The sequence below is a fragment of the Streptosporangium sp. G12 genome (assembly GCF_052983175.1).
Genome location: NZ_JBRIQO010000001.1, coordinates 386,205 through 401,015, shown reverse-complemented (window position 1 = coordinate 401,015; position 14,811 = coordinate 386,205). Strand labels below are relative to the sequence as shown.

General features: G+C 74.2%; 4 protein-coding genes. All 4 read right to left on the bottom strand.

Going from position 1 to position 14,811, the window contains the following annotated elements:
* Positions 1 to 104 precede the first annotated feature (104 nt).
* The 4 genes from ACVCAG_RS01710 to ACVCAG_RS01695 all read right to left on the bottom strand — a co-directional run bounded on the left by ACVCAG_RS01710 (position 105) and on the right by ACVCAG_RS01695 (position 14,519).
* Positions 105 to 3,404: a non-ribosomal peptide synthetase gene (locus tag ACVCAG_RS01710; RefSeq protein ID WP_447189363.1), complete on the bottom strand. Its 3,300-nt coding sequence runs from the start codon at positions 3,402 to 3,404 to the stop codon at positions 105 to 107.
* On the bottom strand, positions 3,401 to 3,610 hold the full coding sequence (locus tag ACVCAG_RS01705) for an MbtH family protein (protein ID WP_440082065.1): 210 nt from the start codon (positions 3,608 to 3,610) through the stop codon (positions 3,401 to 3,403). Before ACVCAG_RS01705 ends, ACVCAG_RS01710 begins: the two co-directional genes overlap by 4 nt.
* Entirely contained in the window at positions 3,607 to 9,168 is a 5,562-nt protein-coding gene (locus ACVCAG_RS01700; RefSeq protein ID WP_440082066.1) for an SDR family NAD(P)-dependent oxidoreductase, read from the bottom strand. The genes ACVCAG_RS01705 and ACVCAG_RS01700 overlap by 4 nt, the downstream gene beginning before the upstream one ends.
* 320 nt (positions 9,169 to 9,488) lie before the next feature.
* Complete coding sequence (locus ACVCAG_RS01695) at positions 9,489 to 14,519, bottom strand: amino acid adenylation domain-containing protein (protein WP_447189362.1); 5,031 nt, start codon at positions 14,517 to 14,519, stop codon at positions 9,489 to 9,491.
* Positions 14,520 to 14,811 lie beyond the last annotated feature (292 nt).

Sequence of the window (14,811 nt, the reverse complement as noted above, 5' to 3'; positions counted from 1 at the left end):
CGTGGCGAGCAGAGCCGCCGGTTCCTCTTTCGCCCTCAGGTCACTCATCGGCGAGGCCCTCCAGCGTGGCGAGCAGAGCCGCCGGTTCCTCTTTCGCCCTCAGGTCACTCATCCGCGGGGTCCTCCAGCGTGGCGAGCAGCGCCGCCAGCTCCTCGTCGTCGTCCCCGAGCTGCAGCTCCAGCACGGCGAGGGCGTGCTCGGTCACCGTGGTGATCTCGAAGCACCGCCGCAGCGGCATCTCCACGCCGTACGTCTCCCGGTAGCGGGTGACCAGCAGCACCGCCAGCAGCGAGTGGCCGCCGAGCTGGAAGAAGTCGTCCTCGACGCCGATGCGCTCGCGGCCGAGCAGCTCGCTCCACAGCGCGCACAGCTCGGTCTCCAGCGGGGTGCGCGGCTCCGTGTACGGCGTTCCGAGGTCGGCCCGGCCCGAACCGGTCGGCGCGGGCAGCGCGCCCCGGTCGAGCTTGCCGCTGGGGCCGAGCGGGATGTGGTCGATCCCGACGAACGCCTGCGGGATGAGCGCGGCGGGCAGCTTCTTGGCGAGCGTCCTGCGCAGCTCCGCGGTGAGCGCCGAGGCGTCTCCCGACCAGTCGACGTATCCGACCAGCCCGCGCCCGCCGGGGGCGTCGTCGCGCAGCGCCACGACCGCCCGGCGCACCTTGGGATGCTCGGCGATCACGGCCTCGATCTCGCCGAGCTCGACTCGCCAGCCGTGCACCTTCACCTGGTCGTCCAGCCGCCCCAGGAACTCGATGTCCCCGTCGGCGCGGACCCTGGCCAGGTCGCCGGTCGCGTACAGCCGCGAGCCGGGCGGCCCGTACGGGTCGGGCACGAACCGCTCGGCCGTCAGGCCGGGGCGGCCCGCGTAGCCGCGCGCCACCTGGACCCCGCCGATGTGCAGGTGCCCGGGCACGCCGACCGGCGCCGGCCGGAGCAGGTCGTCCAGGACGTGCAGGCGGTTGCCCGGCATCGGCGGGCCGATGGGCAGCGTGTGCAGCGCGTCCACCCCCTCGGGCTCGACCCGCCAGGCGGTCACGTCGACCGCCGCCTCCGTCGGCCCGTACAGGTTGTGCAGCTCCACCCCGGGCAGCCGCTCGAAGAAGCGGGCGGCCAGGCGCGGCGGCAGCTCCTCGCCGCTGCAGATCACCCGCTTCAGCGAGTGGCACGACTCGATGCCGGTCTCCTCCAGGAACAGGGCCAGCATCGAGGGGACGAAGTGCGCGGTGCTCACCGAGTGCGCCTTGATCAGGTCGCGCTGGTGGTTGGGGTCGCGGTGCCCGCCCGGCCGGACCGGTACCAGGGACGCCCCGGTGACCAGCGGCCAGAAGAACTCCCAGACCGACACGTCGAAGCTCGTCGGCGTCTTCTGCAGGACCGCCTCGGCCGGGGTGAGGCCGAACCGGTCCTGCATCCAGGCGAGCCGGTTGACGATGCCCCGGTGGGTGTTGACGACGCCCTTGGGACGCCCGGTCGAACCCGAGGTGTAGATCACGTACGCGGCGTCGTCCGGGCCGGTCGCCGGAAGCGGCGTTCCCGGGGGCTGCGGTCCCCAGGTGTCGGGCGCGTCCAGCAGCACCGGTTTGACGGCGCCCTCGGGGAGCAGGTCGCGCAGGTGACGCTGGGTCAGCATCACCCGGGCCCCGCTGTCGGCCAGCATGAACGCCAGCCGCGACGGCGGGTACTCCGGGTCGAGGGGGACGTACGCCCCGCCCGCCTTGAGCACCGCGAGCAGGCCGACGACCAGCTCGGCCGACCGCTCTGCGCACACCGCCACCGGGCTGCCCCGCCGCACCCCGATCCCGCGCAGCCAGCGGGCCAGCTCGGTGGCGCGCCCGTCCAATTCCGCGTACGTCAGCGTGGCGTCGCCGGTGACCACGGCCGGCGCGTCCGGTGTCCTGGCCACCTGAGCCTCGATCAGAGAGGTCAGCGTCGTACCGGCCGCAGAGGTCCCGGAGGTCCCGGAGGTCCCGGAGGTCCCGGAGGTCACGGAGGTCACGGAGGTCACGGCGTCCCGCGCGCCCGCCAGGAGGTCCACGACGCGCCCGGGGTCCTCGCCGACGCCGAGCGCGACGACGTGGTCCCGCTGGGCGGGGGTCAGCAGCGGCAGCCGGGAGATCGGCGTCCCCGGGGCGGCGACCGCGGCCTCGACCAGCGTCTCCAGGCAGGCGCCGAACCGCTCGATCGTGGACCGGTCGAACAGGTCGGTGCTGTACTCCAGCCGGGTGTGCAGCCGCCCCTCGCGCATGTTGAGGTCCAGCTGCAGGTCCACCTTGGCGGTGCCGTTGGCGATCTGGCCCTCGTTGGTGTCGGCGGCCAGGTTGAACATCACCTGGTAGATCGGCGGCACGCTCAGGTCCCTGGTCGGCTGCAGCGCCTCCACCAGCCGCTCGAACGGCAGCTCCTGGTGGTCCAGGGCCTCGGCGACCGTGGTGCGCACCCGCCCGGCCGCCTCGGCGAACGTCGGGTCGCCGGTCAGGTCGGCGCGCAGCGCCACGGCGTTGACGAACATGCCGATGACGGGTTCGGTCTCCGGCAGCAGCCGCCCCGCGATGGGGGTGCCCACCACCACGTCGTACTGCCCCGACCAGCGGGCCAGCACGGTCGCGAACGCGGTGAGCATGACCGTGAACAGCGTCGAGTTCAGGTCCTTGGCCAGGCGCTCGATCCCGGCCGACACCTCAGGGGAGAACGCGCCCAGCTGCATCTCGCCCCGGTAGGAGCGGCTGCGCGGGCGCGGCCGGTCGGCGGGCAGGGCGAGGTCGGCCGGGATCCCGGCCAGCCGCTCCCGCCAGTGCGCCAGCTCCTCCTCGACGAACCGCCCGGTCAGCCGGTTCCGCTGCCAGACGGCGAAGTCGGCGAACTGGATGGGCAGCTCCGCCAGCTTGGGCTCGCGCCCCTCGCCGATGGCGTCGTAGCACTCCTCCAGCTCGTTGACGAAGACGTGGCTGGAGACGCCGTCGAACACGGTGTGGTCGAACACGCAGATCAGCCGCAGGTCGTCGTCGCCCATCCGCACCTGCCGCAGCCGCCACAGCGGCGCCTGGTCCAGCACGAACGGCGTGACCGAGTCCGATTTGGCCAGCCTGGCGAGCTCGGCCTCACGCTCGCCGGCGGGCAGGTGGGTGAGGTCGGTCTCGGTGATCCGCACCGGGGGGACGGCGCCGCTGACGATCTGCACCACCTGGCCGTCCCTGAACTCGAAGACGGTGCGCAGCACCTCGTGGCGGCGTACCACGTGGGCGACGGCGGCCTCCAGCCGGCGCGGATCGACCGGCTGGCGGGCGCTCATCGGCATGAGCATGCCGATGTTGTAGACGGCGAGCTCGGGTTCGAAGCGGGCGAGGAACCACATCCGCTCCTGCCCGGAGGAGGACGGGAAGACGTCCACCACCTGTTCTGTCATCCCGCGTCTCCCGCTTTCATCGCCTCGCGCAGGCTGCGCGGACGCATGTCGGTCCAGACCTGCTCGATGTGGGCCAGGCACTCGTCCCTGGTGCCGGTGAAGCCCGCGTCGTGCCAGCCGTCCGGGTTGTCGCGACCCGAGGGCCAGATGGAGTACTGCTCCTCGTCGTTGAGGACGACCTTGGTGTCGGGAAGGGGTTCGCTCACTGCTGCTCACTCCTGCGGGGGAGACGGGGGATCATGGTCTGGTTCGCGGCCGGGGCGGTCTCCGCCGCCGGCGCGGTGGCGCGTGCCTGCTCGATCAGCGCGGTGACGCCGGCCACCGTGGGCTCCTCGAAGAGGCTGCGCATCGGCAGCCGCACGCCCAGCTCCTTGCGGATCAGGGCGATGAGCTGTACGGCGATCAGCGAGTTGCCGCCGAGCTCGAAGAAGTCGTCGTCGACGCCGATGCGCTCGCCGCCGAGCACCTCGCTCCACAGCCGGGCGATGGCGGTCTCGACGTCGCCGCGCGGCGCCACGTAGTCGTCGGAAGCCGCGCCGCCGGGACGGGGGCGGTCCGACACGGCGGCCGGGTCCAGCTCCGTCTCGACCGTTTCCTGGGTGACCGATCCGACACCGGCCAGGTAGGCGGCCACCGGGGTCGCGGCGATCACCACCTGCGCGCCGAGAGGGGTGGCCAGCAGGCGGTGGAACGCCTCGGCGCCCTCGGCGGGGCGGATGCCGACCGCGTCGGGGCCTCCGGCGGTCGTCGCGACCTGGCCGCCCTGGTCGGGGACGGTGACCGTGCCCGCCCGCTGGGCTCCGGCGTCGGCCGTCACCCCGGCCACCACGGCGTCGGTGTTGATGCGGCGCAGCACGTAGTCGGAGATCTCGGTGACGATCCTGCCGCCTGCGTCGATGAGCGTCACGTCGACCGCCAGCACCTCGTCGGTGCCGCTGTCGCGGAAGCGCATGTGGCTCCAGAACCTGCCGGGCAGCCGGTCCCTGACGGTGATGCGGCCGTAGCCGAGCGGCAGGTAGTGGCCGACGACGTCGATCCAGGTGAAGGAGGTGGCGCTGTCCAGCAGCGCCGGGTGCAGGCCCCAGCCGTCCAGGTCCTCCGACAGCTCCGCGGGCAGCTCGAACAGGCCCAGGGCCTCGTTCTGGCCGATGTACCACTTGCTCATGTGGCCCCAGTGGGGGCCGAGCGTGAGCAGCCCGGACAGCGGCACGCCGCCCTGCTCCTCGGACGCCGGGGTGCAGCGCTCGATGATCGCCGTCACGTCGGCGTGCCCGGCCGGCCCGGCGTCGACCTTGGCCGCGGTGCCGCGCGCGTGGGTGCGCTGCTCGCCGCCGATGACGCTGCGCACCTGGAAGTCCGCGCCGTCGGCCTCGGTGCTGAACGTCACCCGTATCTCCGCGGAGGACCCGTCGGCCACCGACAGCGGCTCGACGAACACCACGTCGCGCAGCTCGACGACGCCGGGGCCGGGCAGCACCACCTCGCCGGCGCAGCGGGCCAGCTCCAGGTGGCCGGTGCCCGGCAGCACCGGCACCCCGGAGATGCGGTGCCCGTCGAGCGCCCAGTGGGTCTCGGGGGAGAGGCTGCCCCCGGCCCAGCCGAGCTCCTCACCGTCGGCCTCGTGCCAGGCGGAGATCACGGGGTGGTCGACGGCCCTGATCCGGTCGCCGCGCTGCAGCGCCACGAACCCGGCGGGCGCGGCGACCTCGGCCGCCATGCCGACCTCCAGCCACTTGCCCCAGTTGGCGGAGACGACCGTGGCCGAGCCCCAGCCGTGCTCACCCCTGGCGTGCGCGTCGAGGAAGTTGTTGGCCGCGCAGTAGTCGACCTGGCCGAAGCCGCCCGCGACCGCGGTGATCGACGAGCAGAGCACCACGGCCTCCAGGTCGAGGTCGGCGAAGGCCTCGCGCAGCGCGAGCGTGCCGACCACCTTGGGCGCCAGCACCTCCTCGGCGGCGGCCCGCTCCTTGATCTCGGCCATGCCGCCGCCGGGCAGTCCCGCGGCGTGCACGATCACGTCCACCCGGCCGAACCCGGCGATCGTCTCCTCCCGCACCCTGCGCATGTCGGCGGGAGAGGTGACGTCGGCGGCGAGCACCAGGACCTCGGCCCCGGCCTCCTCCATCCTGCGGATCGCCGCGATCGCCCGGCCCGCGCGGCCGGCCTCGTGCGCGTCCCACTCCGCCCGGTCGGGCAGCCCGGACCTGGACAGCAGGACCAGCCGTACCCGGGCCCGCGCGGCGAGGTCCTCGGCGAGCGAGATGCCGATGCCGCCCAGGCCGCCGGTGATCAGGTAGACCTGCCCGTCCCGGGGGCCCGCCTGCCCGCCGACCGCCTCGGCCGTCTCCGGCGCGGACGCCCCGGCCGCGGGCACCTCCAGCTGCTCGTAGTGCTGCAGCCAGCGGCGGCCGCCCCTGATGCTCACGGTGGGCAGCAGCCCCGCCTCGTCCGGCTCGGGCCTCCTGCCCAGCTCCGCGGCGGCGTGCCTGGCCCAGTCGCGTCCCTCGACGTCGACGTGGCGCACCCGCAGCCACGGGGTCTCCAGCGGCACCACCCGGGGGAACCCGGCGAGGGTCGCGTGCTCAGGGCGGAGCAGGTCGCCGCCGGTGACGTCCTGGGCCCCCGAGGTGAGCAGCGTCAGCTCCACCCCGTCGGCGGCGTCGGCGGGCTGCGCCGCGGTCAGCGCCTGCACCAGGGCCAGCACGCTGAAGAAGCCGCGGTCCTGAGCCTTCCAGGTCCCCTCGGTCCCGGCGGCGGGCTCACCGCCGACGGTCCACGCGTGGACCACCCGTCCCGGCACCTCGCCCACGGCCGACAGCAGCGCGTCGTAGTCGGCCCGCTCGGCGGGACGCACGGTGTGGACGCCTTCCGGGTTCTCCGAGGAGAACCCGTCGCCGGGCCGCACCTCGATCACCTCGGTCCCCGTCGCGCGCAGCGCGTCCACCAGCCCGGCCGAGCCGTCGTCGGCGAACACCAGGGCCCGGGTGACCGGCGACAGCGGCGCCGGTCCCGGCGGGACCTGCCGCCACACCGGCACGCTGAACCAGCGGTCCAGCGGCAGGTCGTCCTCGACCGGCGCGGGGTTGGCCACGCCGCCGACGAACGCGCCCTGCGGGTCGGGGTCGATCCAGGCGCGCTGGCGCTCCCACGGGTAGGTCGGCAGCGAGACCCGGTTGCCCTCCTCGCCGAACGCCTCCAGCGCGACGCCGTTCACCCACAGGGTGCCGTACGCGGCCGACAGCACGGCAGTGTCTCCGGTGTCGCCACCGGCGTCCTTGGGGCCGGGCAGGGAGGGCAGCGGCGCGACCGCGCCCGGCGGGGTCTGCGCCCTGGCCAGCCCGGACAGCTGCCTGCCGGGGCCGCACTCGATCATGATCCAGTCGCCGTCGGCGAGCAGGGCCGCCACGCAGTCGCCGAACAGCACCGGCTCGCGCATGTGCCGGGCCCAGTACGACGGGTCCGTCGCCTCGTCCGCGGTGATCCAGGTGCCGGTCACGTTCGACAGGAACGGCAGGCTCGGCGCCGACCGCTCGACCCCGGCGACCAGCGCGTGGAACTCGCCCAGGATCGGGTCCATCATCGAGGAGTGGAAGGCGTGCGAGGTGCGCAGCTCCATCCTGCCGACGCCCTCCTCCTCCAGCAGGGCCGACAGCTCGGCGATCGAGGCCGGGGGACCGGCCACCACGCACGTGCCGGGCCCGTTGACGGTCGCCACCGACACGCCGTCGGGCAGCAGCGGCCCGATCTCGTCCGGCGCGAGCTGCACGGCGAGCATCGCCCCGGCGGGCATGCCCTGCACCAGGCGGCCCCTGGCGGCCACCAGCCGCAGCGCGTCCGGCAGGCTGAAGACCCCGGCCACGGTCGCCGCGACGTACTCGCCGATGCTGTGGCCGATCATCCCGGCGGGCTCGACGCCCAGCGAGCGCCAGAGCGCGGCCAGGGCGTACTCCACGGTGAACAGGGCGGGCTGGGTCAGCGCGGTCTGCCGCAGCCGCTCGTCGGCGTCCTCGCCGGTGGCGAAGATCAGCTCGCGCAGGTCCTCGCCCAGCACGGGCCGCAGGATCTCGGCGCACTCGTCGACCGCGTCCCTGAAGACCTCCTCGGTGCGGTACAGCTCGGCGCCCATGCCCGCGTACTGCGAGCCCTGCCCGGAGAACAGGAACGCCGGGCGCGGGGTGCGCCGTGAGGCGGCACCGGAGACCGTGCGCTTGGGGTCGCGGAGCGCGGCGACCGCGTCGGCGACGTCGGAGGCCACCACCGCGCTCCTGCGCGACAGCTCCCTGCGCCCCACCCGCAGGGTGTGGGCGACGTCGGCCAGGTCGGCGTCGGGGTGGGCCTCCAGGTGCGAGGCCAGGCGCTCGGCGGCTGCGGCCAGCGCGGTGTCGGTCCTGCCCGACAGCCGCAGCAGGTGCGCCGGGCGGGGCTCGCGCCCCTCGCGCTCCTGGCGGGAGGGCGCCGGCGCCTCCTCCAGCACGATGTGCGCGTTGGTGCCGCCGATGCCGAACGAGCTGACGCCCGCCCGCCGGGGGAAGCCGTTGCGCTCCCACTTGGTCGGCGCGCCCGTCACGTAGAACGGGCTCCGCGCGAAGTCGATCTTCGGGTTGGGGCTCTCGTAGTGCAGCGTCGGCGGGATCAGCCCGTTCTCCAGGGCCAGCACCGCCTTGATGATGCTGGCGATGCCCGCCGACTGGCCCAGGTGGCCGATGTTGCTCTTGACCGAGCCGATGCCGCACCACTGGGTGTCGTCGGTGTCCTGGCCGAACACGCTGCTCAGCGCCGCGACCTCGATCGGGTCGCCCAGCGCGGTGCCCGTGCCGTGCGCCTCGACGTAGGTGACGGTGCGCGGGTCGACCCCGCCCACCCCGAGCGCCTGGGCGATCACCGCGGCCTGGCCGTCCATGCTGGGCGCGGAGAACCCGACCTTGCTCGCGCCGTCGTTGTTGATCGCGTTGCCCAGGATGACCGCCCGGACGTTGTCGCCGTCCTCGATCGCCTCCGACAGCCGCTTCAGCACGATCACGCCGCCGCCGCTGCCCCAGATCGTCCCGGCCGCCTTGGCGTCGAAGGCCCGGCAGTGGCCGTCGGGGGAGACGATCCCGTCCTCGTCGTACACGTAGCCCTGGCCCTGCGGCAGGTCGAGCATCGCGCTGCCCGCCAGGGCCATGTCGCACTCGCCGTTGCGCAGGGCCTCGGCGGCGACGTGGATCGCGACCAGCGAGGTCGAGCACGCGGTGTGCAGGGTGTAGCTCGGGCCGCGCAGGTCCAGCTTGTACGACGACAGCGTGGCGCAGTAGTCGACGTGGTTGCCGACCATGACGGCGAGCCAGCCCGCGTTCGCGTGGGCCTGCGCGTTGCTCCTGATGTTGATCCACTGGTAGAAGTCCCCGCCGGAACCGGCGTAGACGCCGATCTCGCCCGGATACCTGAACGGGTCGTAACCCGCGTCCTCCAGGGCCGTGTGCGACAGTTCGAGGAAGAGCCGGTGCTGCGGGTCCCGGATCTCCGCCTCCCTGATCGACATGCCGAAGAACGCGGCGTCGAACCCCTGGTGGTCGTCGAGCATCATCGCGGCCGGTACGAAGTCCGGGTCGTCGAGGATGTGGTCGGGCACGCCGAGCGCCCGCTGTTCCTCGCGGGTGAAGTGCGTCAGCGACTCGACTCCGTCGGCGAGGTTGCGCCAGAACTGCCTGGCGTCCCCGGCTCCCGGCACCCGGCACGAGAGGCCGATGATCGCGATCGGTTCGACGGTGGGCTCCTCGGCCATGCGGGGGTCCCTTTCTTCCATGCCTGGCGCGGTCGGCGCCGGTGCGGGGGGGTGGACGGGGATCGGTGCGGTTTCCGGTGCGCGAGGTCGTGCGGGTGGCGACGGGATCGCCGGCTCGGTCGTCGGGTGGGTCACCGGCCGGGTTCGCGCTCCGGGAGGTCGTGCGGTAGCCGGTTCGGTCTCGGATGTGAGGGGGTGGACGGGTGTAGGTCCGGCCTCGGGGGCCGAAGGGGGTGCGGATGTCGGTTCGGGTGCGGGCCCGGATTCGGCTGCGGGGCCGCGTCCGGGCTCGGATTCGGGTGCGGGTGATTGCGCGGTTGTCAGCTCGGCTTCCTTGAGCGGTCCTTGAGGCGGTCCCGCCGCACGGCGAGCCGCCGTGCGGCGCGGTCGAGGCCCGGAGTGGGGCCTCCACCGTCGAGATGCGCGGCGAGCGCGCGGATGGTCGGGTGGCGGAACAGGTCCACGATCGGGATCTCCCGGCCGAGGGCCGAGCCCAGGCGGGCCTGGACGGCGGCGATCGCCAGCGAGTGGCCGCCGATCTCGAAGAAGTTGTCGGCCGCGCCCACCCGCGGCACGCCGAGCACGGCCCGCCACACCTCGGCCACGGCCCGCTCGGTCGGGCCTGACACCTCCCCGCCCGCCTCGCCTCCCGGCCGGGACGCGGGGCGGCGCAGCGCGGCGCGGTCGACCTTGCCGTTGGGGGTGAGCGGCAGCGTGGGGACCACGATCACCTCGGCGGGCACCGCGTGCTCGGGCAGCACCGCGCGCAGGTGGTCGAGCAGCCGCGGCGCGGCCAGCCCGGGCCTGCGGGGTACCGCGTAGGCGTGCAGCACCGTCTCGCGCCGCTCGTCCCGGTCGGCCACCGCGGCGGCGGCCCGGACCTCGGGGTGCGCGGACAGCGCCGCCTCGACCTCGCCGAGTTCCACCCGGAAGCCGCGGATCTTCACCTGGTCGTCGCGCCGTCCGGCGATCGTCACCGTGCCGTCGGGGTTGAGGCGGCCGAGATCGCCGGTGACGAAGGCGTCCCCGGTGAAGCGGAGCCGGGTGAGCCCGGCGTCGAGATAGCCGGTCGCCAGGTTGGCGCTGCGCACGACCACCTCGCCCAGCTCGCCCACCCCGGCCCGGCCGCCGTGCCCGGCGACCACGACCAGCTCGCTGCCTTCGACACCGCGCCCCGCGGGGACGGGTTCCGCGCTCTCGCGCACCCCGGCGGGGATCTCGTACCAGGCGTGGGCCTGCGGGGTCTCGGTGGTGCCGTAGAAGGCCACCAGGCGGGCGGCCGGGACCAGGCGGCGCAGCCGCGCGGCGTCGGCGTGGGTGAGCCGGTCGCCGCCGGTCGCGACCAGCCGGACCTCGGGCAGCGCCGCGCCGGTCCCGCAGAGCATCCTGGCCAGCTGCGGTGTCAGGTGCAGGACGGTGACGCGGTGCTCGCGCAGCCACGCGACCAGCCGGACGGGGTCGCGGAGCAGTTCCCGCTCCGGCACGCACAGCCGGGCGCCGGTGGCGAGCGGCACGAACACGTCGCGCAGCGCGGGGTCGTGCGCCAGGCCCGACAGCAGGGCGAAGCGGTCGGCCGGGGTCACCGCGAAGGTCGCCGCGTACCAGGCGACGAAGTGCGCGAGCGGCCCCTCACCGGTCACCACCGGCTTGGGGTCGCCGGTGGTCCCCGAGGTGAGCGACAGGTAGCCCCGCTCGGGGTGCGGGTCCCGCGGCGCCTCGCCCGTCCCCGGCGTCCGCGTGCCGGACGGCCCGGTTCCGGACGGCCCGGTCTCCGGGAGCGTGATCTCCGGGAGGCCCTCCAGGGAGGGCGCGCCCGGGCAGCGCAGTGCCGCCACGGCCCCGGCGGCGGCGGCCTGGCGGGCCAGCACCGGCGCCGGGTGCGCCGGGTCGAGGATCACCCAGCGGGCCCCGCCGGCCAGCACCCCCAGCAGCAGCCCGGGAAGCTCGGGGACCCGCGCGGCGAGCACCGCGACGGCCTGGCCCGGCTCCACCCCGGCCGCACGCAGCGCCGAGGTCGTCCGATGGCGCAGCGCGGTGAGCTCGGCGTGCCCCAGGACCCGCCCCGCGCCCTCCACCACGACGTCGCCGTGCAGGGTGTCCAGCGGCCCGGGACCGTCCCAGACCGGCAGCGCGGCGGGCGGTTCCTGCGGGGCCAGCCGGGCCTCGCGCGCGGCCCCGCCCGGGTCGGCGAGCAGGTCGCCCAGCAGGTGCGCGTAACCGGCCAGCAGGGCGTCCATCCTGGCGGCGGAGAACAGGTCGGGGTTGTAGACGAGCTGCAGGGCATATCCGTCGCCGCGCTCGCTGACGTACATCGTCAGGTCGAACAGCGCGCCCGGCAGGCCGGCCGGCAGCGGCTCGGTCACGCACCCGGGCAGGTCCAGCTTGGGCTCGGCGAAGTTGTACATGTTGAACAGCACCTGCGTCACCGGGTTGCGCCCCAGGTCGCGCGGCACGCGCAGCGCCTCCACGACGCGCTCCAGCGGCACGTCGCCGTGGGAGACGACCTCGGCGAGCTCGTCGCGGCAGCGGACCACGTGCTCCTCGAACGAGGCCTCGGGGTCCTGGCGCAGCCGCAGCGGCAGCATCCGCACGCACATGCCGATCAGCGACTCGAACGCGACGTGCCCCCGGTCGGCGTACGGGGTGCCGACGAGCAGGTCCCGCTGCCCCGACAGCCTGGCGAGCAGCTGCGCGAACGCCGCCAGCAGCACCGGGTACGGGGTGACCCCCAGCCGGACCGCCAGCTTCCTGACACGGTCCCCGATCTCGGCGTCAATCTCCGCTGTTCGGAGCGCTCCAAAAAAAGTTTGCACAGGTGGGCGGGGGGTGTCCCTGGGCAGGTCGAGCACCATGGGGGCGTCCCTGAGGTGCTCGCGCCACCAGTCGACCCCGTCGCCGTCCGAGCGCTCCCTCGACCAGCGCGCGTAGTCGGCGAACGACGCGCCCGCCGGCACCCGGGGCTCGCCACGGTAGGCGGCGCTCAGGTCCCGGTAGAAGACGTCCTGGGACCAGCCGTCGAAGACGATGTGGTGCGCGGTCACCGCGAGCACGTGGTCGTCCTCGGCCAGCCGGATCAGCCTGGCCCGCACCAGCGGGTCGCGCGCCAGGTCGAACCGTGTCCGCGCCTCCTTCTCCAGCGCCGCCTCCAGCGCGGCCTCGGGGCGGGGGAGCGCGGAGAGGTCGTCGAGCGGGAGCGGCACCTCGCCGGGCGGGACGACCGTCACGTGGGGCACGCCGTCGCGGGAGGTGATCCGCCAGCGCAGCGTCTCGTGCCCGGCCACCACGGACTCCAGGGCCTCTCGCAGCGCGCGGTGGTCCAGCGGGCCGCGCACGCGCTCTGCCATCGCGATGTTGTGGGCGGGGGTGTCGGGGGCGAGCCGCTCCACGAACCACATGCGCCGTTGCGCGGGCGACAGCGACGGAGGCTCGCCCGAGAAGGAGGACCCCTCGGCGTCCCGCGAGGGGGCGTTCTCGACATCGGACGAGAGGGCGCCGTAGGTGCGGGCCGCGTAGACGTCCTCGACCGAGATGTCCCGGCCGAGCTCCGCCCTGATGGCCGACACCAGGCGCATCGCCCGCAGCGAGTGCCCGCCGCGCTCGAAGAAGTCGTCGTCGGGGCCGGGGGCGGGGGCGTCGAGCACCCGCGCCCAGATCCCCGCCAGTCCCGAGGCCCCGGCCGCGTTCCCGGCCGTGTTCCCGGTGATGTTTCCGGCCGTGTTTCCGGCGGCGTTCCCGTTCGTGCCCCCGGAAACCCCGGAGGCGTTCCCGGCGAGGCCGCGCAGGGCGGCGAGGTCGACCTTGCCGGAGGCGTTCAGCGGCAGGGAGGGAACGTGCACCACGCGGGTGGGCAGCATGTAGACCGGCAGCCGCCCGGCGCAGTGCACCCGCAGGGCGGCCAGCCCCGGCGCGTCCAGCGGCGCGACGTAGGCGACCAGCTCGCCGGGGGCGTCGACCACCGCCTGCGTCACCCCGGGGTGCGCCCGCACCACCGACTCGACCTCGCCGATCTCGACCCGCTGCCCCTGGATCTTCACCTGCCGGTCCAGCCGGCCCATGAACGCGATCCGGCCGTCCTCCTGCCAGGCGACGTGGTCGCCGGTGCGGTAGAGCCGCGCCCCGGGCACGCCGCCGAACGGGTCGGGCACGAACCTCTCGGCCGTCATGCCGGGCAGGCCCAGGTAGCCGCGGCTCACCTGGGGCCCGCCGATGTACAGCTCGCCGGGAACGCCGACGGGACACTCGCGCATGTCCTCGTCCAGGATGTGCGCCCGGCAGCCGCGCAGGGGGTACCCGATCGGCAGCGACCGCTTCCAGGTCCCCGACAGCTCTGTGCCGACCACGCAGACGGTGGTCTCCGTGGGGCCGTACCAGTTGTGGAAGCGGGTGTGCGCCGACCAGCGGGCCACCTGCTCGGGACCCGGCGGCTCGCCGGCCGTGACCAGGTCGCGCAGGTGCGGCAGCCGGGCCGGGTCGACCAGCGGCAGCAGGGCGGGCGGGACGAACCCCCAGGTGACGTCGTGCGCCTCCAGGAACCGCTGCAGGCGGGCCGGGTCGGTCCTGTCCTCGTCCGGCACCAGCTGCACGCAGCCGCCCACGGTGAGCGGCGCGAGCATGTCGAGCACCGAGACGTCGAACCCGAGCGCGGAGAACGCGATCGACCGGCAGGTGCCGTCCAGGCCGAAGTGGGCCGCCGCGGCCGAGGCGAACGCGACCACGGAGGCGTGGCTCACGACCACGCCCTTGGGCCGCCCGGTCGATCCGGACGTGTACAGAACGTAGGCGGCGTTCCCCGGCAGCGCCGGGCCGCCGCCGACGATCTCGGCGGCGCGCTCCGCCGCGATTTCGGTCAGGTTTCCGGCCGGGGTTCCGGCGGCGATTCCGGAGCTGGTTTCGGACACGGTTCCGGTCGCGGCGCGCGTTTCCGGCTCGATCAGGGGACGCCCGCATCCGTCCAGCAGCATGCGGCCGTGGCCGTCGGCCACGACGACCGCGACGCCCGCGTCGTCGAGCACCTCCTCGAGCCGCCGGCGTGGATGCGCCGGGTCGAGGGGGACGTACGCGCCGCCCGCCATCATGATGCCGAGGACGGCGACGGTCATCAGCGGTGTGCGCCTGGCACAGAGCCCGACCCGGTCCTCGGGACGGACCCCGAGGACGCGTAGCCGCAGCGCAAGCGCGGTGGCGGCGCCGATCAGCTCGCGGTAGGTGAGGCTGGTCTCCCACTGGCGGATCGCCGGCGCGGAGGGCGTCCGCGCCGCCTGGGCGGCGACGAGGTCGCACAGCAGCGCGTCCGGGGCGATGTGGGATGGTCCGGCCGTCCAGGCGGCGGGAGCGGGAGCCGTCGGCGGCACCGGTGGAGTGGACGACGGACCGTGCAACGAGGCGGACGACGAGTCCCCCCGCATCGCTTCGAGCATTCACCCCCCATAGCCCTAAACAGGGTTTTTGCCCTGTCAAGTATTCACAAGCGATAAGCCAGATCATTCCTATTATTTGCGCCATCGGCAGTCAAGGATTGAAAATTAAACGTGTGTCGGAATGCCGGTTTCGGCCGCACGGGAAGATCGTTGGCCGTTCTCACGCTCCGATATCGCCGCAGTTCACGGCGATATCGGGAACGGAAGGTGACCTGCCGCTTCCCTG

What these genes read in the sequence shown, in the direction of transcription:
- ACVCAG_RS01710 (WP_447189363.1), bottom strand. Translation starts at nt 3,404, where the DNA reads ATGACAGAACAGGTGGTGGACGTCTTCCCGTCCTCCTCCGGGCAGGAG.
- ACVCAG_RS01700 (WP_440082066.1), bottom strand. Translation starts at nt 9,168, where the DNA reads ATGGCCGAGGAGCCCACCGTCGAACCGATCGCGATCATCGGCCTCTCG.